The following is a 26,739-nucleotide window of genomic DNA, read 5'->3' as shown; positions in this document are numbered from 1 at the left end:
GAAATTTCAGCCCTTGGACTCCACCGACGCCCTTGCCCTGTTTGATCCCCAAGGCCCGCTGGCCAGCGCCATTGACGGGTTTCTTCCCCGTGCCGCTCAGGTAGACATGTCGGCAGCGGTTATCCGCGCCATGAACGACAAGGTGCCGCTGGTGGTAGAGGCGGGCACCGGCACCGGTAAAACCTTTGCCTATCTGGCACCGGCGCTGGCTGCCGGCAAAAAGGTGGTGGTGAGTACAGGCTCACGCAATCTGCAGGAGCAGCTCTATCACAGGGATCTGCCCACCCTGATCAAGGCGCTGAATTACGCCTATCCGGTGGCATTGCTCAAGGGCCGCTCCAATTATCTGTGCATTGAACGGCTGGGCCGGCTCAGCGACGCGGTGCCCAGTCTGTCGTCGGCGGCACTGGCGGATCTGCAAACGGTCAGGCGCTTTGCACCGCTGACCACCAGCGGCGATGTGGGGGATATTCCCGGCCTGTCTGAGCGCAGTGACATTCTCGGACTGATTACCAGCACCAACGACAACTGTGCCGGCCGTGACTGTGCCCACTATCAGGATTGCTATCTGGTCAAGGCCCGTAACAAGGCCATGGAAGCCCAGGTGGTGGTGGTGAATCATCATCTGTTTTTTGCGGATATGGCGGTGCGTGATACCGGCTTTGGGCAGCTTATACCCGACGCCGAGGTCTGTATTCTGGACGAGGCCCATCAGCTGCCTGATATTGCCGGCCAGTATTTTGGTAAAAGCCAGTCCAGCCGGCAGTTTGGTGATTTAGCCAAGGATATGCGTCTGGCCCAGAAAACCGAGGCCAAAGATATGGCTCAGCTGTCCAAGGCCGCCGATCAGCTGGAACGCTGTGCCCAGGACTTTCGGCTGGCCTTTGGTCTGGATACCGGCCGTGGCCAGCTGCGACAGGCACTGGCCCGGGCACCGGTGGCTCAGGCGCTGGCCAGACTGAATGAAAGCCTTGGCTTTACCCATGAAGTACTGAAGCTGGCGCTGGGGCGGGGAGAGCAGCTGGATCAGTGCTTTGAGCGTTTGATTGGTCTGCGTACAGAGCTGGATGCGCTGATCCGGGTAGAGGAAAATGGCCACTCCTTCTGGTATGACTGCAGCCGGCTGCATATTACCCTGCATAAAACTCCCTTGTCGGTGGCAGAGCGCTTTTCTGCCGAGCTTGCCCGGGAAAATACCAGCTGGATATTTACCTCGGCCACTCTGGCGGTCGGTGACAGCTTTGAGCACTTTTGTCATGATCTCGGCCTCAGCGAATGCCGTACCTTGCAATTGGACAGTCCTTTTGATTACCCTCGCCAGTCGCGGCTGTGCGTGCCGCGCTATTTGCCGGAAACCAGCGGTGCCGGCCGTGGCCACATGCTGGCCCAGACCCTGCTGGATACCCTGGAAAAGGTACCCGGAGGGACCTTTTTTCTGTGCACCAGCTATCAGGTGATGCGGGAAGTCGCCGAGGTGCTGCGGGCCCGGCTGGATCGTACCGTATTGATGCAGGGCGAAGACAACAAAGTGCGGCTGCTGGAGCAGTTCAGCCAGGACGGCCGTGCCGTGCTGGTGGCCACCGGCAGTTTCTGGGAAGGCATCGATGTGCGCGGCAAGGCACTGCAGTGCGTGGTGATTGATAAACTGCCCTTTGCGGCGCCTGATGACCCCTTGCTCAGCGCCCGGCTGGAAGACTGCCGTCGCCGGGGCGAAGACGGCTTTGCCCGAGTGCAGCTGCCCAGGGCCATTATCACCCTGAAACAAGGCGTGGGCCGGCTTATTCGTGATGTGAATGATAAGGGCGCGCTGGTGATTGCCGATGCCCGTCTGGTTAACCGTGGCTATGGGGCCGATTTTATTGCCAGTCTGCCGGCCATGCCGCGTACCCGCAGCCTGCCGGCACTGAATGAATTTTTAATGAATCTGGAGTAATGCCATGAGCCTGTTAATGGCCATCGACACCGCCACCGAAGCCTGCTCGGCCGCGCTGTGGTACGAGGGTGATATTTTATCCCGCTATGAGGTTGCCCCCCGGGGACACACAGAGCTGATTTTGCCGATGGTGCAGTCTTTGCTGGATGAAGCAGGAATCACCCTGAGCCGGCTCGACGGTCTGGCCTTTGGCCGGGGGCCCGGCTCTTTTACCGGTGTGCGCATTACCCTTGGGGTGGCTCAGGGGCTGGCTTTCGGAGCCGGATTGCCGCTGTTGGGTGTGTCCAACCTGCAGGCCCTGGCTCAGGGCGCACATCGTTATACCGGCTGTACCACGGCCTTGAGCGTCATTGATGCCCGCATGGGGGAAGTTTATGTGGGCGGGTTTACGCTGAAAGACGGAGTAATGAGTCCGACGCTGGCTGAAACCGTACAGCCCCCCGAGGCCGTTGCGATACCGCAGACCCGCTGGCAGCAGGCAGCCGGCAGCGGATTTGTTACCTATCCTGAACTGACAGCCCATGCACAGGGCCTGTGCGAAGCAGTGCCTTTTCCTGATGCCCGCGACATGCTGCCTCAGGCACGACAGGATCTGGCCGCCGGTCGTGTACAGACGGCCGCCGAAGCCCGGCCTGTGTATTTACGAGACAAGGTTACCTGGCAGAAACTGCCGGGTCGCTGAGGAGCAGGGGTGACCACTTTCTATTCGTTTGCCCGGGATGAGACACCCTTGCTGTTTCCCCAGCGGCCTTATCACCGCACCCGCCAGTGTGTGCAGCGACGCCGGCGTCAGCGCCAACGTTTGTTGCGCCAGTGGCACCGGCAACGCCGCCGCTGAGTTTTTTATTTGTTACAGAGCCTGCATGACTTATTTATATATTGACGATAACCAACAGCTTGCCGATTTTTGCCAGACCAGCGCCATTGTGCTGGCCATTGATACCGAATTTGTACGCACCCGCACTTATCATGCCCGCCCGGGGCTTTATCAGCTTAACGACGGGGAACGTACTGCCCTGATTGATCCGCTGGCGGTCACTGACTGTTCGCCGCTGTGGCGGTTGCTGCATAACCCGGAGCGTTTGTGCCTGCTGCACGCAGGCGGAGAAGATCTGGAGCTGTTCCAGCATCAGAGCGGTGCCTTGCCGGCCCGGGTGCACGACACTCAGCTGGCCGCAGCTTTTCTGGGCCTGGGGGCTCAGCTTGGTTTTGCGCCTCTGGTGGAGCAGTTGCTGGGCGTGAGCCTGGACAAGGCCCATGCCCGCACTGACTGGCTGGCCCGGCCTTTATCGGCGGAGCAGCTCAGCTATGCTGCCGATGATGTGATTTATTTATATCCGCTGTATGAAAAGTTGCATGCGCAGCTGGCAGAGAAAGGCTTTCTCGGCTGGTATGAACAGGAATGTGAAGCAGCAGTAAAACGCCGGGGGGAGAGTACGACGCCTGAGCTGGCTTATCTGGATATAAAAAACGCCTGGACGCTGGACCGGCAGGCCCTGGGTATTTTACAGCAACTGTGTGCCTGGCGGCTGAATGAAGCGCGCAAGCGGGATCTGGCAGTCAATTTTGTGGTACGAGAAGCCCACTTGTTCCGCGTGGCGGAGCGGGCACCGCAAAGTCTGACGGATCTGAACCGTCTGGGGCTGGATCCCATGGAGATAAAACGGCATGGCAAAACGCTGCTGGCGCTGGTGCAACAGGCACTGAGCATGCCGGAGTCCTGGCCTGCGCCGGTAAAACGGCTGGTGGACTTTCCCGACTACAAGGCGGAGCTCAAACGTATTCGAACTGTGATTGAGCAGGCCGGGGAGGCTGCTGATGTGCCTGCCGAGCTGATCGCATCAAAGCGGATTATTCATCAGTACCTGAGCTGGAAATGGCGGCTGCAAGAGAGTGACAGTACGCCCCCCGTGCTGCTGCAGGGATGGCGCGGCGAGCTGCTGTCAGGCAAGCTGTAATCTCGGGCGTTCGTCTCAACCTACGTCAGAATAGGTTGGGACGAGTCCCAACCTATTTTTCAGATTCCGGGTCAAGCCCGGAATATCGGTACACGTTACGAGTCGGCCTTGCTGTCATCATGCTCGGGGAACATGATGTTAAGCTCGAGCACAGACAGGTTATCTCCCTTCTGATCGAGCTGAACGGAAATCTGATCAAGTTCAATTTTCACGTATTTGCGGATCACTTCCAGAATGTCTTGCTTCATTTGAGGCAGATAATCAGGGGTATCACGCTGGCTGCGCTCGTGGGCCACAATGATCTGTAGTCGTTCTTTCGCCAGTTTGGCGCTGCTCTGGGTCTTTTTTGAACGGAAATAGTCCAGTAGAGACATGAATTAACTCCCAAAAAGTCGGCTGAAAAATCCTTTCTTTCCTTCTTCGAGGAATCGAAACTCCCGCTCTTCACCGAGCAGGCGGGCCACTGTGTCGGCATAGCAAAGACCGGCATCTGATTCGCTGTCGAGGATCACCGGCTCACCGGCGTTTGATGCCTTGAGCACAGCCTGAGACTCGGGGATCACACCCAGCAGCGGAATAGCCAGAATCTCCTGCACGTCTTCTACGCTCAGCATATCGCCCCGGTTTACCCGCTCGGGAGAATAACGGGTCAGCAGCAGGTGCTCCTTAATGGGCTCTTTACCTTGTTCGGCACGGCGGGATTTGGAAGACAGGATACCCAGAATGCGGTCAGAGTCACGAACCGAGGACACTTCCGGGTTGGTGGTGACGATGGCCTCATCGGCAAAGTAGAGTGCCATCAGGGCACCGCTTTCTATGCCGGCAGGCGAGTCACAGATAATATATTCAAAGCCCATGTCGCTCAGATCATTAATGATCTTTTCGACCCCTTCCCGGGTGAGGGCATCTTTATCGCGGGTTTGCGACGCCGGCAGAATATAAAGCTGCTCAACCCGCTTGTCGCGAATAAGGGCCTGATTAAGGTTGGCGTCGCCGTTAATGACGTTAACAAAGTCATAAACAACCCGGCGCTCACAACCCATAATAAGATCCAGGTTACGCAGACCGATATCAAAATCGATGACCACCGTTTTATGGCCCAGTTTGGCCAGGCCGGTACTGATAGCTGCGCTGGAGGTGGTTTTACCCACGCCTCCTTTACCAGAGGTGACGACGATAATCCGTGCCATAAAGTGTGTTCCTAAAAGTAGAAAAAAATCACAGCCTGTCGAGTTTCAGTTGTTCACCCGATAGCGAAATACTGACTGCCTGTTCCCAATGCTCGCCCTGCAGGCCATCACTGAGCTGATAGTGTCCGGCAACAGACACCAGCTCGGGCATTAATTGCTGGCAGTAAATGCGGGCATTATCGTTACCTTTGGCACCGGCCACGGCGCGCCCGCGCAGCGCGCCATAAACATGAATGCTGTCGTCGGCAATGACTTCAGCACCGTTACTGACAGCGCCCAGAATAACCAGTGAGCCACTTTGGGCATAAATTTGCTGGCCTGAGCGTACCGGGCCCCTGTGTACCCGGGTGCCGGGCTGGTTGAGCAGGGCAGCAGGAGGGGACGGCTCGGCAGCAGCAGGCACCTTGCCGGAGGTCATCACGGCAAGGCCGGCGGCTCTGGCCGCGGCCCGGCCTTCGTCAGTAAGAATGCCGCTGACACCCACAGGCACCAGAGCAAGCTCACGCACGGCGGCAGAAAGCGCGATAAAATCCGGTACTTCGGTTAACTTTTCAATATTGATAACCAGTGGTGCGGCGCGGAAAAACTCCGGTGCCTGCGCTATCTTTTCCTGCAGTTGCTGTTTTACCTGAGCAATGTCGGGCGAGTTGATATGCAACACCGACAGGGTAAAGCTGCTGCCTTTCAATTCAATGCCACGCTCCGCCATAAGCGGCTGTCCCCCAAGGAAGTTATCCTTTTTGTTATTGGTCGTGCAGATGGTATAGTTTGCCGTCCTAACTGGCAATAAACCCGACGGATTATAGCAATTTCCATGTTGTGTGCAGTGTATAAAAGCCCCAAAAAGGCAGAAACCTATTTGTTTGTTGAACGCCGCGACGATTTCTCGCGCGTTCCCGCCCCCCTGATGGATACCTTTGGCACGCCGCAACTGGCGATGATGTTTAATCTTGCCAGTAAAACCCGTCTCGGGATTTCAGATATCGACAAAGTTCGCGCTGCCCTGAAGACACAGGGTTATTTTCTGCAGCTGCCGCCACCGCCGGAAAACCTGCTGAAAGAACATCTGGCGCGGCAGGCCGCAGAAGGCAACGGGGAATAAGGACGCATTATGTACCAGCACATTGATCAGGAAGGCTTCGTTCTGCCTTATGCTACCGGCAAGGTAGTGTGCGTGGGACGCAGCTATCGTGAGCATGCCGAGGAGCTGAACAACGCGGTGCCCGATGCGCCTTTGTTGTTTATCAAGCCGGCCACCAGCCTGACTCCGATGAGCGAGCCGCTGGTTTTGCCGAAAAACCAGGGGCCGGTGCACCACGAAGCGGAAGTGGCTCTGCTGATTGGCCGTCGTCTGTGCAAGGCCGACGCTGAAACTGCCCTGAACGGGGTAGTGGGCGTTGGCCTTGCGCTGGATCTTACCCTGCGTTCGGTACAGGATGATCTGAAGGCCAAAGGCCAGCCCTGGGAGCGGGCAAAGGCCTTTGACGGCAGCTGCCCCATGGGGCCCTTTGTGGCACCCGACTTGCTGCCGCCACTGCAGCAGCTGGTATTTTCTCTGGAGGTGAACGGCGAGCCGCGGCAGACGGGTGATACCGCCTTGATGATGTGGACCATGGGGGAGCTGCTGGCCGATATCAGCCACAGTTTTACTCTGATGCCCGGCGATATTGTTCTGACCGGCACGCCCAAAGGAGTGGCTGAGCTCAACCCCGGAGATTCCCTCAGGTTAACCATGAATCAACAGTTTGCCGTTGAGGCGAAGGTAGCGAAATAAATGCAGGCGAATTTCTGGCAGACTAAAACCCTTGAGCAAATGACCGACGAGGAATGGGAAGCCTTGTGTGACGGTTGCGGTAAATGTTGTCTCAACAAATTGATTGATGACGAAACCGAGGAGCTGGTGCATACCAATGTCGCCTGCGAGCTGCTCAACACGCACAGCTGTGCCTGCAGTGACTATGTAAATCGCTTTGCCCGGGTGCCCGATTGCCTGAAGATCACCCGGGAGCAGCTGAGCGAATTTTACTGGCTGCCGTCTACCTGTGCTTACCGTGTGCTGGCAGAGGGCAAGGCACTGCCGTCCTGGCATCCGCTGCGCACCGGCTCCAAGAGTGCCATGCACAGAGCCGGTCAGTCTGTGCGGGGCAAGGTAGTCCCCGAGTCAAAGGCCGGAGACTGGGAAGATCATATTATTACCTGGGCCGGTTAGTCGTATTGAACAGCATACCGTCACTCCGGGCCTGGCCCGGAGTCCTTAACCCCTTGCTGCCGCCAGTCTTATCAGAATAAACAATCCCGCCAAGCCGGCCAGCACCGCAAAAATCCCCATCAGCCACTGGGGCATGGTCAGTCCCAGCCATTGCCAGTCGATGGAGGAGCAGTCACCGCTGGGATAAAATACCGCCGGCCACCAGGCATCCAGCTGAAACCAAACCGGAAACTCTGCTACCGTGGAACACTGATGAAAGGGGGACGGGTTGAGCTGATAATCCACATGCTCTTTTGCCAGTAAAAAACCTTCTACCGACGCGGCCAGCCAGCCGGTCAGTGCCAGTGCTCCGGGAACGCCGTTGCCCGATGCAAGCCAGCCCAGCGCACCGGCCAGGATCACGCCGGCCAGAGCGGCCCGCTGATAGACGCACATCACGCAAGGGGCGTAGCCCTGTACATACTGAAAAAACAACGCTGTTAATAACAGCGACAGGCTGCCCAGGGTGAGCAACGCCCAGGCGGTGCTGCTGCGTGAAAAGCGAAGCAGCCGCCCGCTTGTGACCGGCTGGTCCGCTCTGTTATTATTTTGCGCACTTTTTACCATTCACTAACCTTGCCTTATCAGAGGGTTTTATGATCATCAAGGCTCAAAGCCCTGCGGGATTTGCGGAAGAATATATCATAGAGTCCATCTGGAACAGTCAGTTTCCGCCGGGCTCCATTTTGCCGGCGGAGCGTGAGTTGTCGGAGCTGATTGGCGTGACCCGGACCACATTGCGGGAAGTGCTGCACCGGCTGGCGCGGGATGGCTGGCTGACCATTCGCCATGGAAAACCTACCCGGGTCAATAATGTGTGGGAGACATCGGGGCTGAATATTCTGGAAACCCTGGCAAGGCTTGATGCCGATAAAACGCCTGAGCTGATAGAGCATCTGCTGTCGGCCCGCACTCATATCAGCAGTATTTTTATTCGCAGCGCCATTCGTCAGCATCCACAGCAGGTATGCGAGGCTGTCGCCGGCCTGAGCCGGGTGACTGATAATGCAGAGTCTTTTGCTGCCTTTGACTATGAGTTGCATCGTCAGCTGGCGTTTGCGTCGGGCAACCCTATCTACGGACTGATCCTTAACGGCTTTAAAGGGCTTTATTGCCGCGTAGGTCGGGAATATTTCGCGGTGCCGCAAGCCCGTGCGCTGGCCACAGCGTATTATCGCACGCTGGCGGACTATGCGGAGCAGGGCATGGCCGATGCGGTGGTTGAGCTAATTCGGGAATATGGCCGCGCCTCAGGACTGTTATGGCAGCAGATCCGTGACTCAGACCATTAAGAAAAGATGCCGGAGCACGTCCGGCATGAGATCAGGCCTGTGCATTTTTGGCCGGGCAGCGGCCTAACAGGGTGCCGCTGCCATCGGCTTCCTCCTGCTCCAGCAAGACATCAAAGCCCCACAGACGGTGCACGTGTTTGATGACTTCATGGCAGGAGTCGGACAGCGGGATCCGGTTGTGCGGCACATGTCGCAGGGTTAAGGAACGGTCACCTTTTATCTCGACGTTATAGACCTGAATGTTGGGCTCCAGGTTGGACAGGTTATATTGGTTCGATAAAGTCTGACGTAATTGCCGGTAACCGGCTTCATCATGAATGGCAGAAATTTCGAGATAATTGCGGGTATCGTCGTCAGCCACTGCAAACAAATGCATATCGCGCATTACCTTGGGTGACAGGAACTGACTGATAAAGCTCTCGTCCTTGAAATTTTCCATGGCAAAGTGCAGCGTTTTTATCCAGTCTGAACCCGCTATATCCGGAAACCAGTGTTTGTCTTCTTCGGTGGGGTGTTCGCAGATGCGACGAATGTCCTGAAACATGGCAAAGCCCAGGGCATAGGGGTTGATGCCGGAATAGTATTTGCTGTTATAAGAAGGCTGAAACACCACATTGGTGTGGCTGTGCAGTATTTCCATCATAAAGCGATCCGTTACCAGACCTTCGTCATACATATGCTGACAAATGGTGTAGTGCCAGAAGGTCGCCCAGCCTTCGTTCATGACCTGGGTTTGCTTCTGCGGATAAAAATACTGACTGATCTTGCGTACTATGCGTACTACTTCCCGCTGCCAGGGCTCCAGCAGGGGGGCGTGTTTTTCAATAAAATACAACAGGTTTTCTTCCGGCTCCCTGGGGTAGCGGATCTTCTGCTGCTGCTTTTCGTCCTGCATGCGGGGCAGGGTGCGCCACAGCTCGTTGACCTGAGTCTGCAGGTAAGCCTCCCGTGCTTTCTGCCGGCGGCGTTCTTCCGCCAGTGACAGCTTTTGTGGCCGCTTGTAGCGGTCTACGCCATAGTTCATCAGGGCATGGCAGCTGTCGAGCAGGGCTTCTACTTCGGTGACACCGTATTTTTCTTCACATTCATTAATGTAGTGTTTGGCAAACAGCAGATAGTCAATAATGGACTCGGCATCGGTCCAGGTTTTAAACAGATAGTTATTCTTGAAGAAAGAGTTATGGCCATAACAGGCGTGGGCCATGACCAGCGCCTGCATGGGCATGGTGTTTTCTTCCATCAGATAGGCAATGCAGGGGTTGGAATTGATCACGATTTCATAAGCCAGCCCCATTTGACCGCGCTTGTAGTTCTGCTCGGTCTGAATAAACTTTTTGCCATAAGACCAGTGATGGTAACCAATGGGCATGCCGATACTGGAGTAGGCATCCATCATCTGCTCACCGGTAATAATTTCTATCTGATTAGGATAGGTAGTCAGGCCGTAGTGCTCGGCAATACGGATAATTTCCTTGTGATAGGCTTCGAGCAGCTCGAAGGTCCAGTCTGGGCCGTCGCTGAGCGGCCGGCCTTTTTTCAGTGCTTGGGCCATAAGTTACCTCACGCAACCTGTTTTCTGAACAGCTCCCGGAATACGGGGTAGATATCGTCTGCTGCACGAATATGCTCCATGGCAAAGGAAGAATACTCCCGGGCAATGGTTTCATATTCGTGCCACAGGCTCTGGTGGGCCCGGTTGGTGATCTCGATATAGGTGTAGTAACGCACCAGGGGCATGATGTCCTTTTGCAGTAGTTGCCGGCACAGGGGAGAGTCGTCTGCCCAGTTGTCCCCGTCGGACGCCTGCGCGGCATAGATATTCCACTGATCCGCCGGATAGCGCTCATTCATGACCTCTTTCATCAGCTGCAAGGCACTGGACACAATGGTGCCGCCGGTTTCCTGAGAGTAGAAAAATTCCTGCTCGTCCACTTCCTTGGCCTGGGTGTGGTGACGAATAAACACCACGTCCACATTTTTGTAGCTGCGGGTAAGAAACAGGTACAGCAGCAGGTAAAACCGCTTGGCCATGTCTTTGGTGGCCTGATCCATGGAGCCGGAGACGTCCATCAGGCAGAACATCACCGCCTGGGTAGAGGGCACCGGCCGTTTTACAAAGTTGTTGTAACGCAGGTCAAAGGTATCGATAAAGGGCACGGCGGCAATACGCCGCTTCAGCTCGGAAATTTCATCTTCCAGCTCCTGGATCCGGGCATAGTTTTCTGCCGGGCGCTTGCCAAGATCGGCCAGCTCCTGCTCCAGCTCTGCCACCGAGCGCTTCTTGCCCGCCTGCAGGGCAATACGCCGGGCCAGTGACTGACGCAACGAGCGCACCACGTTGATATTGGCGGGCACACCGTCGGCGGTGTAGCCGGCACGAAAGGTTTTCATTTCGCTGATTTTGTTGAGCTTGTTTTTTTCCAGGTTGGGCAGCTCCAGGCCGTCGAACAGCAAGTCGAGATATTCATCCTTGGAAATCTGGAATACGAAATCGTCTTCACCTTCCCCCCGATTACTGGCCTCGCCCTGACCGCTGCCACCACCACCGCCCCCGGAAGGGCGGTCTACCTTGTCTCCTTTAATAAACTGATCGTTACCGGGGTGCACCTGATCTCTGTGCCCCCCCTTGCCGTGATGAAAAAAGGGCTCGGAAATGTCCCGGGTTGGAATGGAGACACTCTCACCCTGATCGATGTCCTGAATGCTGCGTTTGAGCACCGCATCGGAAACCGCCTTTTTAAGTTGTTGTTTGTAGCGGCGGATAAAGCGCTGCCGGTTCACAGCGCTTTTGTTGCGGCCATTCAGTCGTCTGTCGATAAAATGCGCCATGGTTCCCCCAACTGATCACTATCAGCTTGATTTGCGTACCCGCAGGTACCACTCGGACAGCAACCGCACCTGCTTGCGGGTGTAGCCTTTTTCCATCATGCGATCCACAAAGTCGTCGTGCTTTTTCTGCTCGTCGGCACTGGTTTTCGCATTGAAGGAAATAACCGGCAACAGCTCTTCGGTATTGGAGAACATTTTCTTCTCGATAACGGTTCTGAGCTTCTCGTAGCTGGTCCAGTTGGGATTTTTACCGGCATTGTTGGCCCGGGCCCGCAGCACGAAGTTAACAATTTCGTTGCGGAAGTCTTTCGGGTTGCTGATGCCGGCCGGTTTTTCAATTTTCTCCAGTTCGGCGTTAAGGGCGGCCCGGTCAAACAGCTGACCGGTATCCGGATCCCGGTATTCCTGATCCTGAATCCAGAAGTCGGCGTAAGTGACATAACGGTCAAAGATATTCTGACCATACTCGGAGTAGGACTCGAGGTAGGCGGTCTGAATCTCCTTGCCGATAAACTCGACATATTTGGGGATCAGATAGCCCTTGATAAACTCCAGGTAGCGGTCGTGCACATCTTGTGGGAACTGCTCCCGTTCAATCTGCTGCTCGAGCACATAGAACAGATGCACCGGGTTGGCGGCCACTTCGGCGTGGTCAAAGTTGAATACCCGTGACAGTATCTTGAACGCAAAGCGGGTAGACAGACCATTCATGCCTTCGTCTACGCCGGCATAGTCACGGTATTCCTGATAGGACTTGGCCTTGGGATCCGTGTCTTTGAGGGTTTCACCGTCGTATACCCGCATCTTGGAATAGATGCTGGAGTTTTCTGGCTCCTTCAGCCGCGACAGCACGGTAAACTGCGCCAGGGTTTCGAGCGTGCCCGGGGCACACTTGGCGCTGGACAGCTCACTGTTGGTGAGCAGTTTCTGATAAATCTCCACCTCTTCGGTCACTCGCAGGCAGTAAGGCACCTTGACGATATAAACCCGGTCGAGAAAAGCCTCATTGTTCTTGTTGTGTTTAAAGTGCTGCCATTCCGATTCGTTGGAGTGAGCCAGAATGATGCCGTCAAAGGGCAGGGCAGAGAGTCCTTCAGTACCGTTATAGTTGCCCTCCTGAGTCGCGGTGAGCAGCGGGTGCAGCACCTTGATGGGGGCCTTGAACATTTCCACGAATTCCATCATACCCTGGTTGGCCTTACACAGCGCCCCTGAGTAGGAATAGGCATCGGCGTCGTCCTGGGCATAGTGCTCCAGCTTGCGAATGTCTACTTTGCCCACCAGTGAGGAAATATCCTGGTTGTTGTCGTCACCGGGTTCGGTTTTGGCCACGGCAATCTGGTCGAGAACCGAGGGGTACACCTTTTCTACCCTGAATTTGGTGATATCGCCGCCGAACTCATGCAGACGCTTGACTGCCCAGGGCGACATAATGGAGCGCAGATAGCGCCGCGGAATGCCATACTCCTGCTCCAGAATCGGGCCGTCTTCTGCCATATCGAACAGACAGAAGGGATGGTCATTGACCGGTGAGCCCTTGATGCGGTAGATGGGCACTTTTTGCATCAGTGCTTTGAGGCACTCAGCCAGGGACGACTTACCGCCCCCCACAGGGCCCAGCAGATAAAGAATTTGTTTCTTTTCTTCCAGCCCCTGAGCAGCGTGCTTGAGGTAGGAAACGATTTGCTCGATGCTTTCTTCCATGCCGTAAAAGTCGGCGAAAGCAGGATAACGGGCAATTACCCGGTTGGAAAACAGCCGGCTGTATCGTGGCACCTGAGCGGTGTCGATCATTTCCGGCTCGCCAATGGCCATCAGCAACCGCTCGGATGCGGAGGCATAACAGCTTTTATCTTCACGGCACAGGTCGAGAAATTCCTGCAGGCTGTATTCCTCTTCCTTGGCCTTTTCATAGCGCGATTGATAGTGCTCGAAAATACCCATGGTCATTCCCCCTGATTTACTTTCGGCTCACTTAAGATGACAGAGCCTTGCGCACACGAATTTCATTTCTCTGTAGATAAGGTTAGTCATGGTTTTGTTATTGCGCTCGTGTAAGACACGGAAAAAACTAACAATTGTTTAATTTTATGACGGTCGGCCGCGAGGGCGGCAAGTGAAGAGATTATCTGACTGGCAGGTTAACCATGACGTTAACGTAACGTTGTTTTTGAGATCGGCTTGTAGTGTGTTTTTTGTGGTTTTTACGTTGACTTCACATTTTGCTCCGGTTACATTGAACGAGCATCACGGTCTGACCATTTGCTGCCAAGCAATGAAAGCAACTTGTTAGGTGAGATGCGTAGCTCTGTTTAAGCACGTTTCCGTTTGTTTGACCCTCGCTTGCCGAGGGTTTTCTTTTATCTGTTGCTCGGTATTACCTTGACGTTAACGTAAGTCATGAGGTCTGGATGTTCGATTATTTTGAACATCTTGAACACCAAATTCTCGTTTCACTTCGCCTTTTGTTTGCTTAATCTTGTCTGCAATGACTCGGTTTTCCGCTGTTTATTCAGTATTTTCGATTTTATTTATACCCACTTTGCATCCAGGAGCGTTGTGATGAGCAAGACCCTTATTTTGAAATCCAGTATTTTGGGTGATTATTCTGCGTCAGGCATGTTGACCGACTATTTTGCTGCCCGGCTTGATGAGCCCGGTATCAAAATACGGGATCTGGCCGATGCACCATTACCCATGCTGGACGGTGACGGAGCCATGGCACTGCGCGGTGGTGAGCATCTGAATGAGCAGCAGCAAGCGCTGCTGGCGCTGTCTGACGAACTGGTGAATGAGCTGAAAGAGGCGGAACGTATTGTGATTGCCGCTCCCATGTATAACTTTCATGTACCGGTTCAGCTTAAAGCTTGGATTGATCTGGTGTGCCGGGCCGGTGTGACATTCCGTTATACTGACAAAGGTGCCCAGGGCCTGCTTGAGAACAAGACGGCGATTGTCATTACCACTCGTGGTGGCCTGCATAAAGACACAGCTCACGACATGATCACCCCCTACATGCGTACCATTCTTGGTTTTCTGGGTATTACAGAGGTGGAGTTTGTGTATGCTGAGGCCATGGGCATGGCTGAAGAGCTGCGCGAGCAACAGCTTGATGACGCCAAAAAGCAGCTGACCCGGCTTGCCAAGGGATAATATAAAAGAGGCTGCCGAAGCAGCCTCTTTTTTATCAGTCGAACTGCTGGCGAATGCAGCGCTCAAGAATACCAATGGTCTGATCCACGTGCTCTTTTTCCATGATCAACGGCGGAGACATGGCGATGGCATCACCCAGCGAACGCAGCATCAGCCCCTGTTGCCAGGCATTGGTCTGAACGCCCGGGCCTGTGCTGCCGGTCTTGCCTGCCGGCGCTTCAAATTCGACGGCGGCAATCAGTGAGTAGTTACGAATATCAATCACACCCGGCAGCCCCTTGAGGCTGTGCAGGCCCTGCTCGAAGTACTGGCTGATATCACCATTGGCCGCACCACGCTGATACAGTCCTTCCTGCTCATAGACATCCATGGTGGCCATGGCGGCAGCACAGGCCAGCGGATGAGCAGAATAGGTATAGCCATGGTAGAACTCAACGCCTGCGGCACTGCCTTCCATCACCGCATCATGAATATGGTCACCACACAGCACGGCACCCATGGGAGCGGCACCGTTGGTCAGGCCCTTGGCGGTGGTCATGATATCGGGCAGCACGTCAAAGGTCTGGCTGGCAAAGGCATTGCCGGTACGGCCAAAGCCGCAAATCACTTCATCAAAAATCAGTACGATGCCGTGCTGGTCACAGATCTCACGAATACGCTTAAGGTAGCCCACCGGCGGCGGCAATACGCCACCGGCACCGGTGATCGGCTCTATGATCACGGCGGCAATGCGGCTGGCATCGTGCAGGTGGATCAGTTTTTCCAGCTCGTTGGCCATTTCCACCCCGCCATGGAGCGGCAGGCCGCGGGAAAAGGCGTTGCGGGACAAGTCCTGAGTATGGGACAGATGATCCGTGGGCAGCCACTGGCCAAAGGCCTTGTAGTTACCGGTAATGCCACCCACTGAAATGCCACCAAAGTTCACACCGTGATAGCCGCGCTCACGGCCGATAAACAGCTGACGTCCGCGGTCGCCTCTGGCGTGATGATAGGCCAGCGCCATCTTGAGAGCAGTTTCTACTGACTCCGAACCTGAGTTGGTGTAGAACACCTTGTTCAGGTTGCCCGGGGCCAGGTCGGCCAGGCGCTCGGACAGCTCAAAGGCCAGCGGGTGCCCGAAGCCAAAGCAAGGAGCATAGTCCAGCTCACGGGCCTGACGGGCAATGGCTTCGGCAATATGCGGGTTGCCGTGGCCGGCGTTGCAGCACCACAGACCGGCGGTCATGTCGAGTACCTGACGGTTATCGTCCGTGGTCCAGTACATGCCCTTGGCACCGGTCAGCATACGCGGGCTGGCTTTAAAACCCTTGTTGGGGGTGAAGGGCATCCAGTGAGCATTCAGTGATTGTTGATTCATTGCAGCACTCTCTCAGACTCTTGTTATATGACGCTTATCGCTAAGTAACTGCCAGTGTGAATAAAATGTAATGAAGATAAAATGACAAGGTTTCAACGTTCAGTTTGGTCCGAGTCAACCCGGGCGACCTTTGGTGTCGCTTCAGGCTGGCAGCATGGCAAATCGTTTTCTTTTAAGGACGCAATATGTGGCTTGATCCTCAGCATATGGAAATGACTGCCAGCGGGCATTTTGAGATACGGCTGGAGCAGCCTTTTGCTATCCACTTTCGTTATTCCTGCTGGCGCAGCGGACTGGTATGTGAGCGCCGTGAGCAGGGGCGTTGGGTGACGGATGCGCATACCGACTATGGCATGGCGCTGCTGGATATTGCCCGGCTGGCCGGCGAACAGAGTGTGCCCGGCAGGTTTGCCGGACAAATTCCGGTGTTCGTTCGCCGGGCGGTACAGCCTTATTTTTATCAGCAAACCCGTTTATTGCAGTGGCTGGCGCGAGAGCCCGCCGCCGGCGAGCTATTTGCTCATTCTCCCCATCTGCTGTGGTTACTGGTGGCTCATAGTGAACTGGAAGGCTGGCCTGCCATCCAGGTCAGCGCGCTGCTGAGTGCGCCAAGAAGAAACGTAGTGCAGGCGCTGGGCGGTGAGGGCAGCAAGGCGCTGCTTAAATTGCTGGGGCGGGTGCAGCTGGTACGCGGCGACCTGAAAGAGTGCCGCTTGTTGCTGCAGCTGTGCCGGGAGCAGACGCCCATGATGTTGCGGGTGCTGGCGCAGCAACCAGCGCTGACCATTTATCATGTGTTGTTTGCTGTACGTTTTCCTGAGCTGCTGCAGAGCCGGTTTATGCTGTTAAACGAGGTGAGCAGATTTTCCAGCTGCGATGCACTGACGGCCAGACTGAAGAGTATATCGCGGATCTGGCAGGATGTGCTGAGGCTGGCGGAGGCATTGAATATTCCCGATGCCGGCCGGGCACTGAACCGCTGCGCTGATATGGATGCGCTCAACCGGCTGCATGATCGCTGGACCGACAGGCTGAACCGGCAACATTGTCTGGCAGCCCACGGCAGCATGTATTTTCCTGCGCCACCATTACCGGGTAATGAGCATATAATCCCGATTGAAACCCTCGAAGATCTGCAGGCAGAAGGCAGATTGATGCGCCACTGTGTAGCCAGCTATGTCAATCGTATAATGGCGGGGGAGTGTTATATTTACCGGATTATGCAGCCACAGCGGGCTACCTTTGAGCTGGGATATTCGCAGGGCCAGCTCACAGTGATGCAGGTACAGTTGCAGCGCAACCACAGGGCCAGTAATGAGACTCACCAGGCCATTCATGACTGGTTGCGCCGGGAGAATGATAAGCAGAGAAATTATGCCAACATACAAACGGGTTAATAAGAACTGACACCGCCAATAAAAAAAGCCTGCTCGTAAGCAGGCTTTTTTATCTGGTGCGTTCTAGTGGATTCGAACCACCGACCCCCACCATGTCAAGGTGGTGCTCTAACCAACTGAGCTAAGAACGCGTTTATATAAAACTGGTGCGTCCTAGTGGATTCGAACCACCGACCCCTACCATGTCAAGGTAGTGCTCTAACCAACTGAGCTAAGGACGCTAAATTTGTTTCAGTTATCTGGTGCGTTCTAGTGGATTCGAACCACCGACCCCCACCATGTCAAGGTGGTGCTCTAACCAACTGAGCTAAGAACGCAGACTGCCTTCAGGCGCTGCGTATACTAGCCAAGGGGGACAGAGGGGGCAAGCATTTTTTGTTCCATAACAACCGGATGGAGAACAAATGCTCAGCCCGGTGATAAATCACAGCGACGCAGAAAGGTTTGCCAGGCTTTGGCATGCTCCAGAGTGAGCTGACGATATTCAGTGTACAGGCGGCTGTTCAGGCCGCTGGCATACCAGGCACGATATTCAGCCATGGCGTCAGCCCGTTCGGGCGGTGGTTGCAGGCTTTGTTCAAGCAAGGGAGCCAGCCGCACAAAATGACGATCCAGCTCGGTCAGCTGGGCCTGAATATCCTTGATGTAATAGTGCTCCATGGCGTTACGCAGACGTTTGGCATCGTCCTGCCCGGCGGGGCCGCAATTAAATTGCTCAAGCCGGCCCAGAAAAACCAGGCTTTCGCTGAGATAGTGCCGGGCACTGTGCAGTGAGTAATACAGCTCCCCCAGATAGTCGTTGTTATAAAGACCGCTGAGCTGTTCGGTGAATTCTTCACTGCTTACCACAGTGGCCCGTGACTGCAGAGGGTTAAGGCCGGCAAACAGGGAGAAGGCATTGTAAGTGGCCTGAAAACCACTGTGATCCGCAGGCACCGGGCGGGCTCTGGGTGTCAGTGCGGCACGAATATCAGGCTCGGCTATCATCATGTTCCAGTAAAACCCGGGCAGCAGGGGAGCTTTTTGGGCTTTAAGTTCACTGAGCCAGTGAGTGAGACTGTCGTTGTTGCTTTGTGCAAGGCAGGTATTCAGGCCCTGTTGAAACTGCAGATGATACATAAATACAGGGCCGGCCTGCTGGCTTTTACCTACCGGACCGTTATGCTCGCTGACCAGGCCCAGCAGGCGGCACTCACCCAGTTTAAGGGTATCGAGCAGGCCTGCACTGATGCGGGGCTGCTGTACCTGCAGTTCACGCTGCCCCGGCAAGGACGGCAACGGGGCCGGAGCCCTGAGCTCGGGAGGAGCTGTATCCAGCACATTAGCCACCCGAGCCAGGTAGGTATCAAAAGAGAGTTTAAGTGTTTGCCGGTCGTTACAGCCCGTCAACCAAAGGCAAACCAGCACTGTCGCGATGATGAACCTGTTCATAAATTCTGCGTAACCGCCATATCAGTAAGAACGCCGCTATGGTCAAGCCTACCAGAAAACCAATCCAGAAGCCGTGCGGACCCATGGCAGGAACTATCCAGTCGGTCAGCCCCAGCACCATGCCCACGGGCAGACCGCAGCACCAGTATGAGAACAGCGTAATATAAAAAATGACTTTTGTGTCTTTATAACCGCGCAATGCCGCTGCGGTAATCACCTGCACCGAGTCGGAAATTTGATAAAGTGATGCCAGCAGCAACAGGCTGGCGGCCAGCTCCAGCACAAAGCTGTTATCAGTATAAATGCCGCTGATCTGATAACGGGCGAGGGCGGTGGCCAGACCGGTAAACACGGCCGCCAGTGCACCAAATCCAATACCGGTCAAGCTGGCAATTCTGGCCTGGTCAGCCTGATTTTCTCCCAGGCTGTGACCCACCCGTATGGTCAGTGCCATGCCAAGGCTGAGTGGCAGCATAAAAATAATGCTGGAGAAGTTGATGGCGACCTGATGACCGGCCACTACATCGGCTCCCAGCGGAGCCAGCAACAGCGCGACCACGGTAAACAGGGTGACTTCACAGAAAATGGCCATGGCAATAGGAAAACCCAGCCGGAAAATTCGTCCGATGCGAGCCATGTCGGGAGCCGTGATATTGGCAAACACTGCAAAATGGTTGAGTAAGGCAGAGCGTTTGGTGTAAACAATCATGGCCACCAGCATGGCCCAGAACACCAGTGCAGAGGCATAGCCACAACCCACACCTCCGAGCTGGGGAAAGCCCAGTTTGCCGTGGATCAATATGTAGTTGGCGGGGACGTTAATAGCCAGTCCGATAAAACCAATGACCATGGTAGGGCGTGTATGTGACAGGCCTTCACTGAAATTACGCAGCACCTGATAAAGTGCGTAGGCGGGCATGCCCCAGAGAATACCGTGCAGATAGCCGGTGGTTTTTTCTGCCAGCAATGGCTCCACATCCATCCAGTGCAGTATCATGGGGGAGAAATACAGTGCCAGCGAGGCAGGAACGATCACCATCAGGGTAAGCCAGAAGCCCTGATGCACAGCGCCGGCCACTTCATGGTGCCGGCGGGCTCCGTTAAGCTGAGAAATAATGGGAGTGAGTGCCATCACGACTCCCTGTACCAGCAAAATAATGGGCAGCCAGAAGCTGGTGGCCACGGCCACGGCGGCCATATCGGTGGCACTGATCTGGCCGGCCATGACGGTGTCAACAAAGCTCATGGTGGTTTGTGCTACCTGAGCCACCAGAATGGGACCACACAAACGCAGCAAATGGCGCGTTTCTGTGAAATATGCAGAGAATGACATGGTTTTCTCACCTGAAAGCCGCAATCGGCAAACGCCTGCCGAAGAGCGAAATGGGATAAAGCAGAGTTAGGACGGGGTTATATTGGCCCTGATGCCGGAAATATAACCGTTAACACTGTTTTTTCCCATTATTTTTCACTGTTTTGCTATGGATTAACGCGATGTTTACCGGAATTGTTCAGGGGCAGGGCACCCTGCTGAATATTATCAAAAAAGCGGACTTTCAAACTCACGTGCTGGCCATGCCGGATGAGCTGTTGCCCGGCCTGGAGCTGGGTGCCTCTGTGGCTCACAATGGTTGCTGTCTTACCGTCACTGCCATTGAAGAGGACAAGGTCAGCTTTGACCTGATGCAGGAAACCCTGAGAGTGACCAACCTGGGGGGATTAAATGCAGGTGACAAGGTGAACCTGGAGCGGGCGGCCCGTTTTGGCGATGATATTGGCGGCCATGCCATGTCGGGCCACATTATCGCCATGAGCGAGCTGCTGGAGCGCACTGAAACCGAGACCAACACCACACTGCGCTTTGCCGTACCCGAGGGGCTTGGGAAATATCTGTTTACCAAGGGCTATATCGGCATTGATGGGATCAGCCTGACATTGGGCGACGTCACCGGCAGTCATTTTCTGGTGCACCTTATTCCAGAAACGCTGGCCCGCACTAACCTGGCCCGGGTGCAGCCCGGCTATCGTGCCAATATTGAGATTGATCCGCAGACTCAGGCGATAGTGGACACGGTTGAGCGGGTACTGAGCAGCCGTGAATAACAGGCGAATGATACCGGGCAAGCCCGGTATTTTTAATTTGACAAAGTTATGCCAACATACAAATGAGGCTATTTAAAAATACTGCTCATCATCAGCATCAACACTGACTTCAACCTCATCACTGATCTCGTTTCGCACCACGCGTAAATGCATGGGATTGCAACAGGCCTGGCAATCTTCGTAATAATCCTGATCACCGGCGCTGGCATCTACCTCAATGCGGGTGTGATGACCGCAATGAGGGCAGACAATATTCCGTTCAAAATAATCACGCATAGAAATCTCCCGATAATCAGGCTTCCGGCAGGCTCTGGCAGGAGCGACCACCATCAATGGCAATAATCTGGCCGGTCAGGTAGGCCGGCCCCTGAAGTAAAAACCGGACTGTGTCAGCAATTTCAGACGGCGTGCCCAGCCGCCCCATGGGCACTGAATCCAGTACTCGCTGCTTTTGTTCATTATCAAGTTCATGTTCAGGCCAGAGAATAGGACCCGGTGCAATACCGTTAACCCGCACCTGCGGAGCCAGCTCGGCAGCCAGTGCCCGGGTCAGGGTGACCAGCGCGTTTTTGGCCATGCTGTAGGGCAGGTGGTCTTTCAGACCGTTGGCTGCGTGTATATCAAGCAAATTCACTATGCTGCCGCGCTCCTGCCTGAGTGACGGCAGCAGCGCCTGGCTCAGCAATAGTGGCGCTGCCGCATTGGTGGCAGAGAGTTCCAGCCAGTGAGCCGGAGTAATGTTGCCAAAACGAGTGGGATAAAAGGCAGAGGCATTGTTAATCAGTGCACTGACATGGCCGAAGCATCCCATGGCGCTGTCGGCCATGGCATTAATGGCATTCAAATCGGTCAGATCCTGCTGCAGCAGCTTTACGCTGCCCGCGCGGAGCCGGTTCAGCTCTTCTGCCAATACCCGGGCCTCATGCTCACTGTGATGGTAATGCACTATCAGGTTCATTCCTTGCCGGTGCAGCATTCGGCTGATGTCAGCACCAATGCGTCTGGCGGCACCGGTGATCAAGGCCACTTGGGTCATGATATCTCCTGGCTGGCAATAATATTGCTCAAACTCAGTTTGGCTTGCTTGATATAGGCTTCACCAAACAGGTTTATGTGATTAAGCAGGTGATAGAGATTATAAATTTCCCGCCGCTGCCAGTAACCATCATCACGAGGCCAGACGGCATCATAGCCCTGGTAAAAAGCCTGAGGAAACTGGCCGAACAGCTCTGTCATGGCGATATCTGCTTCTCTGTCACCAAAATAACTGGCAGGGTCAAAAATCACCCCCTGACGCTGATAAAATCCGAGGTTGCCACGCCATAAATCGCCATGCAACAGGCAGGCCTCGGGCTGATGTCCTGCCAGCCGGTTTTTGATGGCACCGGTTATCTCTTCAATATCACCAAAACGAATGCCTTGCTCTTCCAGAAGCTGCAGCTGCCAGCCAACACGTTGTTCGGCAAAAAAGGTCGCCCACTTTTTATGCCAGGCATTGGGCTGCACTGTGGTGCCGATAAAGTTGTCTTCGTCCCAGCCATACATGGACTGAGTACTGCCCTGATGCAAATGAGCCAGCTGCCGCCCCAGCATATGCCAGTCCTGATCCTGTGCCTGCCCCAGACGCAGATACTCCAGCACGATAAAACTGCTGTTAACCGTAGTCCCGCAGCAAACGGGGCGGGGCACTCTGAGTGTCTGCGTATTAAGCAGATGCTCAAGGGCAGTCCATTCGGCACGGAACATATCCAGCGCTGCACGGTCATTTAGTTTAACAAAGAATATATGCTGGCCATCGCTGACGCGGTAAGCCTGATTGATTTCACCGCCACCCAAAGGCGAGCGTTCACTCACATGAAACTCGGCATTAATGGCATCGCTTATCTGACTGGCAATGGCTGGCCACATAGACTGTTCACTCCGGTAACGCAGGTTTTGCCACCAGTATAGGCTAAAAGCGGTTGCCTTCAGTGACTTAACCGAAAAGGAAAAAGCATGATAGAACGCATCAAGCAATGGCTGAATTCTACCCCCGAACACGATACCCCCGCCTTGCAGGAAGAAGTGGCGGTAGCCGCCCTGTTAAGTGAGGTCATGCTGGCAGACGGCGTGGCCAGTGAGGCCGAACACCAGCGTCTGGAACAGTTGCTGGCAAGACTGTTTGGTCATGCCCCCCATGAAGTGCACCAGTGGCTGCAACAGGGCAGGGCGCACCAGGAAGAAGCGGTATCCTTGTATGAGTTTACGCAACATCTGAAAACCCTCGCCATTGAACGGCGGGAAGCCATTTTGTCCGCCCTGTGGCAAATGGCCATGACAGATGGTGTGCTGGATCCGCAGGAAGAAGGCATAGTCCGACAAGTGGCTGAATTACTCTATATTCCGCACAGCCGCTTTATTCAGCTGAAATTACGGGTAGAAAACGGGTCCGAAGATTAACCATGGTCCGTGGCGATGAAGTGTGATTTCTGATAGTCTTTGCGCTTCCCGACCTGTGCCGCGGTATCACACTCAAGCGTGCTAGGCTGGCCGAGTAACGCCAGATGGTCGGGGCTCTGTCGTGAATTATCATTCTTTTCATTACATACATGTGCGCTTTGGTAGGGTGCACCACTGTTAAGGACCTTTCATGCCGACAATTACTCTTCCCGATGGCAGTCAACGCCATTTCGACAATCCCGTTTCCATTATGGATGTGGCTCAGGATATAGGCCCGGGCCTGGCCAAGGCCTGCATTGCCGGCCGTATTAACGGCGAGCTGGCAGATGCTTGTGACCTCATCAGCCAGGATGCCAGCCTGTCCATTATCACCGCCAGGGATCAGGAAGGACTGGAAATTATCCGTCACTCCTGTGCTCACCTGCTGGGTCACGCCATCAAGCAGCTGTGGCCGCAAACCCGCATGGCCATTGGCCCTGTTATTGAAAACGGCTTCTATTATGATGTGGATCTTGAACATACCCTCACCGAGGAAGATATTCAGAAAATCGAGACCCGCATGCTGGAACTGGCCAAGACCGAATATGCGGTGATCAAGAAAAAGGTCAGCTGGCAGGAAGCGCGGGATACCTTTGCCCGTCGGCATGAGTCGTACAAAATTGAAATTCTGGATCAGAACGTGAGCCAGGATGACAAGCCGGGTCTGTATCATCACGAAGAATATATCGACATGTGTCGCGGCCCGCACGTGCCCAACATGCGTTTCTGCCAGCACTTTAAATTGCAGAAGGTCTCCGGTGCCTACTGGCGTGGCGACTCCAAAAACAAAATGCTGCAGCGCATTTACGGCACAGCCTGGGCCGACAAGAAAGCGCTCAAGTCCTATCTGGTGCAGCTGGAAGAAGCCGCCAAGCGGGATCACCGCAAAATTGGCAAGCAACTCGATCTTTACCACATGCAGGAAGAAGCGCCGGGCATGGTGTTCTGGCACAACGACGGCTGGACCATCTTCCGTGAGCTGGAAACCTTTGTGCGGGACAAGCTGCGCGAATATAAATATGAAGAGGTAAAAGGCCCCTTCATGATGGACAGAGTGCTGTGGGAAAAGTCCGGCCACTGGGATAAATATGCTGATCACATGTTTACCACCCATTCCGAGAGCCGGGACTATGCCATCAAGCCCATGAACTGCCCGGGTCATGTGCAGATCTTCAATCAGGGCCTCAAGTCCTACCGTGATCTGCCGCTGCGCATGGCTGAGTTCGGCTGTTGCCATCGCAACGAGCCGAGCGGCGCCCTGCACGGTCTGATGCGGGTACGGGGCTTTACTCAGGATGATGCCCACATCTTCTGTACCGAAGATCAAATTCAGAGCGAAGTGTCCGCCTGTATCCAGATGGTGTACGACACCTACGAGACCTTCGGCTTCACCAACATCGCGGTCAAGCTGTCCACCCGTCCGGAGCAGCGCATCGGCAGCGACGAGATCTGGGACAAGGCCGAGCTGGCCCTGGAGCAGGCGCTCAAGAACTACGGCATCGAATACGAGCTGCAGCCGGGCGAGGGGGCCTTTTATGGTCCCAAGATTGAATTCACCCTGCACGACTGCCTGAATCGTGCCTGGCAATGTGGTACGGTACAGCTTGATTTCGCGCTGCCGGGCCGTCTGGGTGCCAGTTATGTCGGTGAAGACAACGAGCGCCATGTGCCGGTAATGATCCACCGCGCTATTCTGGGGTCTATCGAGCGCTTTATCGGTATTCTTATTGAAGAGTATGCCGGTCTGTTCCCGACCTGGCTGGCTCCTACCCAGGCGGTGGTGCTGAATATTACCGACAATCAGACCGAGTATGCCTTGGATCTGGCTAACAAGTTGAATAATGTTGGCATTAGAGCCAAGGCGGACTTGAGAAATGAGAAAATTGGCTTTAAAATCCGCGAGCATACTCTTAAGCGGGTACCTTTCATGCTGGTATGCGGCGACAAAGAAGTCGACGCCGGCAAGGTAGCGGTTCGTACCCGAAAAGGTCAGGATCTGGGAACCTTTGATGTTGAGGAACTGATTGCTCTCATCAAGGAAGAGGTTCAGACCCGCGGAAAGAAAACAGTGGAGGATAGGTTATAAAAGGCGCCAAAAAAGGGGGCAAGCCCGCTCCCCGTAATCGACTGAATGAAGAAATCCGACTGAAAGAAGTTCGTCTGGTCGGCCTGGAAGGTGAAGCATTGGGGGTCGTGTCCATCAATGAGGCACTGAGCGCTGCCAGCGAGGCGGGCGTCGATCTGGTAGAAATCAGTCCCAATGCCGAACCCCCTGTTTGCCGTATCATGGACTACGGCAAGTTCCTTTACGAAAAAAGTAAAGCGACCAAGGAACAGAAGAAAAAACAGAAACAAATCCAGGTGAAGGAAGTTAAATTCCGTCCCGGTACTGATGAAGGCGACTATCAGGTAAAGCTACGCAACCTGATTCGCTTTTTGGAAGAAGGCAACAAAGCCAAAGTCACACTGCGATTCCGCGGTCGTGAAATGGCGCACCAGGAGCTGGGTTTTGATCTGCTTAACCGCATCAAGACCGAACTCGATGAACTCGCCGTGGTTGAGTCCTTTCCCAAGCTGGAAGGCCGCCAGGCAGTGATGGTGCTTGCCCCTAAAAAGAAACAGTAAGGTCTGCAAGTAGCCGGGCATTTCGTCCGGCTCACCTTGTCTGTTGTTGTTATTAACAATGCGGAGTATTTCATGCCTAAGATGAAATCCAACAAGGGCGCTGCCAAGCGCTTCAAGAAAACCGGCTCTGGTGGCTTTAAGCGCAAGCAGTCCCACCTGCGTCACATCCTCACCAAGAAAAGCACCAAGCGTAAGCGTCAGCTGCGCGGTAAGTGTCTGGTAGCGGCGTCTGACGTTGCCCAGATCAAATCCATGCTGCCCACCGCTTAAGAGGAGAGTGAACAATGCCAAGAGTTAAACGTGGTGTCACTGCACGCGCTCGTCACAAGAAAATTCTGAAGCAGGCCAAAGGTTATTACGGTGCCCGTTCACGCGTTTATCGCGTAGCGGTACAGGCAGTAACCAAAGCCGGTCAGTACGCCTATCGTGACCGTCGTCAGAAAAAACGTCAGTTCCGTCAGCTGTGGATTGCCCGTATCAACGCGGCTTCCCGTCAGAACGGTCTGTCTTACAGCCGCTTCATCAATGGTCTGAAAAAGGCCTCTGTTGAAATCGATCGCAAGATCCTGGCTGACATCGCCGTACACGACAAAACCACCTTCACTGCTTTGGTTGCCAAAGCAAAAGAAGCCCTGGCTTAAGTCGTTAAACGACCGTTTTCAAAGGAGGCTCCGGCCTCCTTTTTTGTTGCCTTTTCCCCGGCTCCGCGCTGGAAGAAAACAGGCATTTCCTTTATTATCAAGAC

29 protein-coding genes and 3 tRNA genes are annotated in these 26,739 nt (G+C 54.6%); 16 read left to right on the top strand and 16 right to left on the bottom strand.

Features of this window, described 5'->3' with window-relative positions; translation table 11 throughout:
- Window positions 1-13 precede the first annotated feature (13 nt).
- The 4 genes from N2M06_RS08030 to rnd are packed head-to-tail and all read left to right on the top strand — an operon-like array spanning window position 14 to window position 3,891.
- Window positions 14-1,933 carry an ATP-dependent DNA helicase gene (locus tag N2M06_RS08030; protein ID WP_019933679.1) on the top strand — a complete coding sequence of 640 codons (1,920 nt, stop codon included), beginning with the start codon at window positions 14-16 and terminating at the stop codon, window positions 1,931-1,933.
- A gap of 4 nt (window positions 1,934-1,937) precedes the next feature.
- Complete coding sequence (gene tsaB, locus N2M06_RS08025) at window positions 1,938-2,615, top strand: tRNA (adenosine(37)-N6)-threonylcarbamoyltransferase complex dimerization subunit type 1 TsaB (RefSeq protein ID WP_346350475.1); 678 nt, start codon at window positions 1,938-1,940, stop codon at window positions 2,613-2,615.
- A gap of 9 nt (window positions 2,616-2,624) precedes the next feature.
- Complete coding sequence (locus tag N2M06_RS08020) at window positions 2,625-2,771, top strand: hypothetical protein (RefSeq protein WP_019933677.1); 147 nt, start codon at window positions 2,625-2,627, stop codon at window positions 2,769-2,771.
- A 25-nt stretch (window positions 2,772-2,796) separates the two neighbouring features.
- Window positions 2,797-3,891, top strand: a complete 1,095-nt coding sequence (gene rnd / locus N2M06_RS08015) for a ribonuclease D (RefSeq protein WP_019933676.1) — start codon at window positions 2,797-2,799, stop codon at window positions 3,889-3,891.
- Between the two features lie 95 nt (window positions 3,892-3,986).
- On the opposite strand, the gene minE is transcribed toward rnd, so the two are convergent.
- Genes minE through minC form a run of 3 tightly spaced genes read right to left on the bottom strand, consistent with a single transcriptional unit; the run spans window position 3,987 to window position 5,790 of the window.
- Entirely contained in the window at window positions 3,987-4,265 is a 279-nt protein-coding gene (gene minE / locus N2M06_RS08010; RefSeq protein ID WP_019933675.1) for a cell division topological specificity factor MinE, read from the bottom strand.
- A gap of 3 nt (window positions 4,266-4,268) precedes the next feature.
- The gene (gene minD, locus N2M06_RS08005; protein ID WP_026344650.1) at window positions 4,269-5,081 is read right to left on the bottom strand and encodes a septum site-determining protein MinD; all 813 of its coding nucleotides are present in this window, start codon (window positions 5,079-5,081) and stop codon (window positions 4,269-4,271) included.
- 28 nt (window positions 5,082-5,109) lie between these two features.
- Window positions 5,110-5,790 carry a septum site-determining protein MinC gene (minC, locus tag N2M06_RS08000; protein ID WP_019933673.1) on the bottom strand — a complete coding sequence of 227 codons (681 nt, stop codon included), beginning with the start codon at window positions 5,788-5,790 and terminating at the stop codon, window positions 5,110-5,112.
- A gap of 105 nt (window positions 5,791-5,895) precedes the next feature.
- Between minC and N2M06_RS07995 the strand changes: the two genes are divergently transcribed.
- From N2M06_RS07995 to N2M06_RS07985, 3 genes are read left to right on the top strand one after another with little or no spacing between them, the layout of a single operon-like run.
- Window positions 5,896-6,183 (top strand): YcgL domain-containing protein, encoded by a 288-nt coding sequence (locus tag N2M06_RS07995; protein ID WP_019933672.1) that lies wholly within the window; start codon window positions 5,896-5,898, stop codon window positions 6,181-6,183.
- A 9-nt stretch (window positions 6,184-6,192) separates the two neighbouring features.
- Window positions 6,193-6,855 (top strand): fumarylacetoacetate hydrolase family protein, encoded by a 663-nt coding sequence (locus tag N2M06_RS07990; RefSeq protein WP_346350474.1) that lies wholly within the window; start codon window positions 6,193-6,195, stop codon window positions 6,853-6,855.
- Complete coding sequence (locus N2M06_RS07985; protein WP_019933670.1) at window positions 6,856-7,290, top strand: YcgN family cysteine cluster protein; 435 nt, start codon at window positions 6,856-6,858, stop codon at window positions 7,288-7,290. It abuts the gene before it with no gap.
- A gap of 45 nt (window positions 7,291-7,335) precedes the next feature.
- On the opposite strand, the gene dsbB is transcribed toward N2M06_RS07985, so the two are convergent.
- Window positions 7,336-7,896, bottom strand: a complete 561-nt coding sequence (gene dsbB / locus N2M06_RS07980; RefSeq protein WP_317074369.1) for a disulfide bond formation protein DsbB — start codon at window positions 7,894-7,896, stop codon at window positions 7,336-7,338.
- Between the two features lie 29 nt (window positions 7,897-7,925).
- On the opposite strand from dsbB, the gene fadR reads away from it, so the two are divergent.
- A complete protein-coding gene (gene fadR, locus N2M06_RS07975) occupies window positions 7,926-8,621 on the top strand; it encodes a fatty acid metabolism transcriptional regulator FadR (RefSeq protein WP_346350473.1) in 696 nt (231 codons plus the stop codon).
- Window positions 8,622-8,652: 31 nt separating this feature from the next.
- Here the strand turns inward: fadR and N2M06_RS07970 are convergent, their stop codons facing one another.
- From N2M06_RS07970 to N2M06_RS07960, 3 genes are read right to left on the bottom strand one after another with little or no spacing between them, the layout of a single operon-like run.
- Window positions 8,653-10,173 carry a SpoVR family protein gene (locus N2M06_RS07970; protein WP_019933667.1) on the bottom strand — a complete coding sequence of 507 codons (1,521 nt, stop codon included), beginning with the start codon at window positions 10,171-10,173 and terminating at the stop codon, window positions 8,653-8,655.
- Between the two features lie 8 nt (window positions 10,174-10,181).
- Entirely contained in the window at window positions 10,182-11,450 is a 1,269-nt protein-coding gene (locus N2M06_RS07965) for a YeaH/YhbH family protein (RefSeq protein ID WP_346350472.1), read from the bottom strand.
- A 21-nt stretch (window positions 11,451-11,471) separates the two neighbouring features.
- A complete protein-coding gene (locus tag N2M06_RS07960; protein WP_346350471.1) occupies window positions 11,472-13,394 on the bottom strand; it encodes a PrkA family serine protein kinase in 1,923 nt (640 codons plus the stop codon).
- A gap of 618 nt (window positions 13,395-14,012) precedes the next feature.
- On the opposite strand from N2M06_RS07960, the gene N2M06_RS07955 reads away from it, so the two are divergent.
- Window positions 14,013-14,603, top strand: a complete 591-nt coding sequence (locus tag N2M06_RS07955) for an FMN-dependent NADH-azoreductase (RefSeq protein WP_346350470.1) — start codon at window positions 14,013-14,015, stop codon at window positions 14,601-14,603.
- 34 nt (window positions 14,604-14,637) lie between these two features.
- On the opposite strand, the gene N2M06_RS07950 is transcribed toward N2M06_RS07955, so the two are convergent.
- Window positions 14,638-15,960, bottom strand: coding sequence for an aspartate aminotransferase family protein (locus tag N2M06_RS07950; protein ID WP_317074364.1), 1,323 nt, complete (start codon window positions 15,958-15,960; stop codon window positions 14,638-14,640).
- A 185-nt stretch (window positions 15,961-16,145) separates the two neighbouring features.
- On the opposite strand from N2M06_RS07950, the gene N2M06_RS07945 reads away from it, so the two are divergent.
- Window positions 16,146-17,357: a PcfJ domain-containing protein gene (locus tag N2M06_RS07945; RefSeq protein WP_346350469.1), complete on the top strand. Its 1,212-nt coding sequence runs from the start codon at window positions 16,146-16,148 to the stop codon at window positions 17,355-17,357.
- A gap of 54 nt (window positions 17,358-17,411) precedes the next feature.
- Here the strand turns inward: N2M06_RS07945 and N2M06_RS07940 are convergent.
- The 5 genes from N2M06_RS07940 to N2M06_RS07920 all read right to left on the bottom strand — a co-directional run bounded on the left by N2M06_RS07940 (window position 17,412) and on the right by N2M06_RS07920 (window position 20,121).
- Window positions 17,412-17,488: transfer RNA gene (locus tag N2M06_RS07940), tRNA-Val, on the bottom strand.
- A 13-nt stretch (window positions 17,489-17,501) separates the two neighbouring features.
- Window positions 17,502-17,578, bottom strand: a tRNA-Val gene (locus N2M06_RS07935).
- A gap of 19 nt (window positions 17,579-17,597) precedes the next feature.
- Window positions 17,598-17,674, bottom strand: a tRNA-Val gene (locus N2M06_RS07930).
- A 91-nt stretch (window positions 17,675-17,765) separates the two neighbouring features.
- Complete coding sequence (locus N2M06_RS07925) at window positions 17,766-18,788, bottom strand: DUF3080 domain-containing protein (RefSeq protein ID WP_346350468.1); 1,023 nt, start codon at window positions 18,786-18,788, stop codon at window positions 17,766-17,768.
- Window positions 18,733-20,121: an MATE family efflux transporter gene (locus N2M06_RS07920; RefSeq protein ID WP_346350467.1), complete on the bottom strand. Its 1,389-nt coding sequence runs from the start codon at window positions 20,119-20,121 to the stop codon at window positions 18,733-18,735. Before N2M06_RS07920 ends, N2M06_RS07925 begins: the two co-directional genes overlap by 56 nt.
- 161 nt (window positions 20,122-20,282) lie before the next feature.
- On the opposite strand from N2M06_RS07920, the gene N2M06_RS07915 reads away from it, so the two are divergent.
- Entirely contained in the window at window positions 20,283-20,891 is a 609-nt protein-coding gene (locus tag N2M06_RS07915) for a riboflavin synthase subunit alpha (protein WP_346352140.1), read from the top strand.
- 72 nt (window positions 20,892-20,963) lie between these two features.
- Here the strand turns inward: N2M06_RS07915 and N2M06_RS07910 are convergent, their stop codons facing one another.
- Genes N2M06_RS07910 through N2M06_RS07900 form a run of 3 tightly spaced genes read right to left on the bottom strand, consistent with a single transcriptional unit; the run spans window position 20,964 to window position 22,799 of the window.
- Window positions 20,964-21,167: a CPXCG motif-containing cysteine-rich protein gene (locus tag N2M06_RS07910; RefSeq protein ID WP_019933658.1), complete on the bottom strand. Its 204-nt coding sequence runs from the start codon at window positions 21,165-21,167 to the stop codon at window positions 20,964-20,966.
- A 16-nt stretch (window positions 21,168-21,183) separates the two neighbouring features.
- On the bottom strand, window positions 21,184-21,927 hold the full coding sequence (locus tag N2M06_RS07905) for a pteridine reductase (protein WP_019933657.1): 744 nt from the start codon (window positions 21,925-21,927) through the stop codon (window positions 21,184-21,186).
- The gene (locus tag N2M06_RS07900) at window positions 21,924-22,799 is read right to left on the bottom strand and encodes a fructosamine kinase family protein (protein WP_019933656.1); all 876 of its coding nucleotides are present in this window, start codon (window positions 22,797-22,799) and stop codon (window positions 21,924-21,926) included. Before N2M06_RS07900 ends, N2M06_RS07905 begins: the two co-directional genes overlap by 4 nt.
- An 87-nt stretch (window positions 22,800-22,886) precedes the next feature.
- Here N2M06_RS07900 and N2M06_RS07895 point away from each other — a divergent pair, with 87 nt between their 5' ends.
- The 5 genes from N2M06_RS07895 (at window position 22,887) to rplT (ending at window position 26,635) form a co-directional block, all read left to right on the top strand.
- On the top strand, window positions 22,887-23,330 hold the full coding sequence (locus N2M06_RS07895) for a TerB family tellurite resistance protein (RefSeq protein WP_019933655.1): 444 nt from the start codon (window positions 22,887-22,889) through the stop codon (window positions 23,328-23,330).
- 190 nt (window positions 23,331-23,520) lie between these two features.
- Complete coding sequence (thrS, locus tag N2M06_RS07890; RefSeq protein ID WP_346352139.1) at window positions 23,521-25,455, top strand: threonine--tRNA ligase; 1,935 nt, start codon at window positions 23,521-23,523, stop codon at window positions 25,453-25,455.
- Window positions 25,452-25,994 (top strand): translation initiation factor IF-3, encoded by a 543-nt coding sequence (gene infC / locus N2M06_RS07885; RefSeq protein WP_083928683.1) that lies wholly within the window; start codon window positions 25,452-25,454, stop codon window positions 25,992-25,994. The genes thrS and infC overlap by 4 nt, the downstream gene beginning before the upstream one ends.
- A gap of 72 nt (window positions 25,995-26,066) precedes the next feature.
- Entirely contained in the window at window positions 26,067-26,264 is a 198-nt protein-coding gene (rpmI, locus tag N2M06_RS07880) for a 50S ribosomal protein L35 (protein ID WP_014292509.1), read from the top strand.
- Window positions 26,265-26,278: 14 nt separating this feature from the next.
- Entirely contained in the window at window positions 26,279-26,635 is a 357-nt protein-coding gene (gene rplT / locus N2M06_RS07875; RefSeq protein ID WP_014292510.1) for a 50S ribosomal protein L20, read from the top strand.
- Window positions 26,636-26,739 lie beyond the last annotated feature (104 nt).

The organism is Oceanimonas sp. AH20CE76, assembly GCF_039654065.1.
Lineage (GTDB): Bacteria > Pseudomonadota > Gammaproteobacteria > Enterobacterales > Aeromonadaceae > Oceanimonas > Oceanimonas smirnovii.
The sequence above is the reverse complement of the archived record's forward strand: the minus strand, read 5'-3'. Positions and strand labels throughout refer to the sequence as shown.

Excerpts from the sequence above, each read along its gene's own strand:
- N2M06_RS07995 (WP_019933672.1), top strand. The coding sequence starts at position 5,896 with ATGTTGTGTGCAGTGTATAAAAGCCCCAAAAAGGCAGAAACCTATTTG.
- dsbB (WP_317074369.1), bottom strand. The coding sequence starts at position 7,896 with ATGGTAAAAAGTGCGCAAAATAATAACAGAGCGGACCAGCCGGTCACA.
- N2M06_RS07985 (WP_019933670.1), top strand. The coding sequence starts at position 6,856 with ATGCAGGCGAATTTCTGGCAGACTAAAACCCTTGAGCAAATGACCGAC.
- N2M06_RS07925 (WP_346350468.1), bottom strand. The coding sequence starts at position 18,788 with ATGAACAGGTTCATCATCGCGACAGTGCTGGTTTGCCTTTGGTTGACG.
- N2M06_RS07950 (WP_317074364.1), bottom strand. The coding sequence starts at position 15,960 with ATGAATCAACAATCACTGAATGCTCACTGGATGCCCTTCACCCCCAAC.
- N2M06_RS07905 (WP_019933657.1), bottom strand. The coding sequence starts at position 21,927 with ATGACCCAAGTGGCCTTGATCACCGGTGCCGCCAGACGCATTGGTGCT.
- N2M06_RS07895 (WP_019933655.1), top strand. The coding sequence starts at position 22,887 with ATGATAGAACGCATCAAGCAATGGCTGAATTCTACCCCCGAACACGAT.
- N2M06_RS07960 (WP_346350471.1), bottom strand. The coding sequence starts at position 13,394 with ATGGGTATTTTCGAGCACTATCAATCGCGCTATGAAAAGGCCAAGGAA.
- N2M06_RS07990 (WP_346350474.1), top strand. The coding sequence starts at position 6,193 with ATGTACCAGCACATTGATCAGGAAGGCTTCGTTCTGCCTTATGCTACC.
- N2M06_RS07915 (WP_346352140.1), top strand. The coding sequence starts at position 20,283 with ATGTTTACCGGAATTGTTCAGGGGCAGGGCACCCTGCTGAATATTATC.
- minD (WP_026344650.1), bottom strand. The coding sequence starts at position 5,081 with ATGGCACGGATTATCGTCGTCACCTCTGGTAAAGGAGGCGTGGGTAAA.
- N2M06_RS07970 (WP_019933667.1), bottom strand. The coding sequence starts at position 10,173 with ATGGCCCAAGCACTGAAAAAAGGCCGGCCGCTCAGCGACGGCCCAGAC.
- N2M06_RS07955 (WP_346350470.1), top strand. The coding sequence starts at position 14,013 with ATGAGCAAGACCCTTATTTTGAAATCCAGTATTTTGGGTGATTATTCT.
- minC (WP_019933673.1), bottom strand. The coding sequence starts at position 5,790 with ATGGCGGAGCGTGGCATTGAATTGAAAGGCAGCAGCTTTACCCTGTCG.
- N2M06_RS07900 (WP_019933656.1), bottom strand. The coding sequence starts at position 22,799 with ATGTGGCCAGCCATTGCCAGTCAGATAAGCGATGCCATTAATGCCGAG.
- thrS (WP_346352139.1), top strand. The coding sequence starts at position 23,521 with ATGCCGACAATTACTCTTCCCGATGGCAGTCAACGCCATTTCGACAAT.
- N2M06_RS07910 (WP_019933658.1), bottom strand. The coding sequence starts at position 21,167 with ATGCGTGATTATTTTGAACGGAATATTGTCTGCCCTCATTGCGGTCAT.
- rplT (WP_014292510.1), top strand. The coding sequence starts at position 26,279 with ATGCCAAGAGTTAAACGTGGTGTCACTGCACGCGCTCGTCACAAGAAA.
- tsaB (WP_346350475.1), top strand. The coding sequence starts at position 1,938 with ATGAGCCTGTTAATGGCCATCGACACCGCCACCGAAGCCTGCTCGGCC.
- minE (WP_019933675.1), bottom strand. The coding sequence starts at position 4,265 with ATGTCTCTACTGGACTATTTCCGTTCAAAAAAGACCCAGAGCAGCGCC.
- rnd (WP_019933676.1), top strand. The coding sequence starts at position 2,797 with ATGACTTATTTATATATTGACGATAACCAACAGCTTGCCGATTTTTGC.
- N2M06_RS07945 (WP_346350469.1), top strand. The coding sequence starts at position 16,146 with ATGTGGCTTGATCCTCAGCATATGGAAATGACTGCCAGCGGGCATTTT.
- fadR (WP_346350473.1), top strand. The coding sequence starts at position 7,926 with ATGATCATCAAGGCTCAAAGCCCTGCGGGATTTGCGGAAGAATATATC.
- N2M06_RS07965 (WP_346350472.1), bottom strand. The coding sequence starts at position 11,450 with ATGGCGCATTTTATCGACAGACGACTGAATGGCCGCAACAAAAGCGCT.
- rpmI (WP_014292509.1), top strand. The coding sequence starts at position 26,067 with ATGCCTAAGATGAAATCCAACAAGGGCGCTGCCAAGCGCTTCAAGAAA.
- N2M06_RS07920 (WP_346350467.1), bottom strand. The coding sequence starts at position 20,121 with ATGTCATTCTCTGCATATTTCACAGAAACGCGCCATTTGCTGCGTTTG.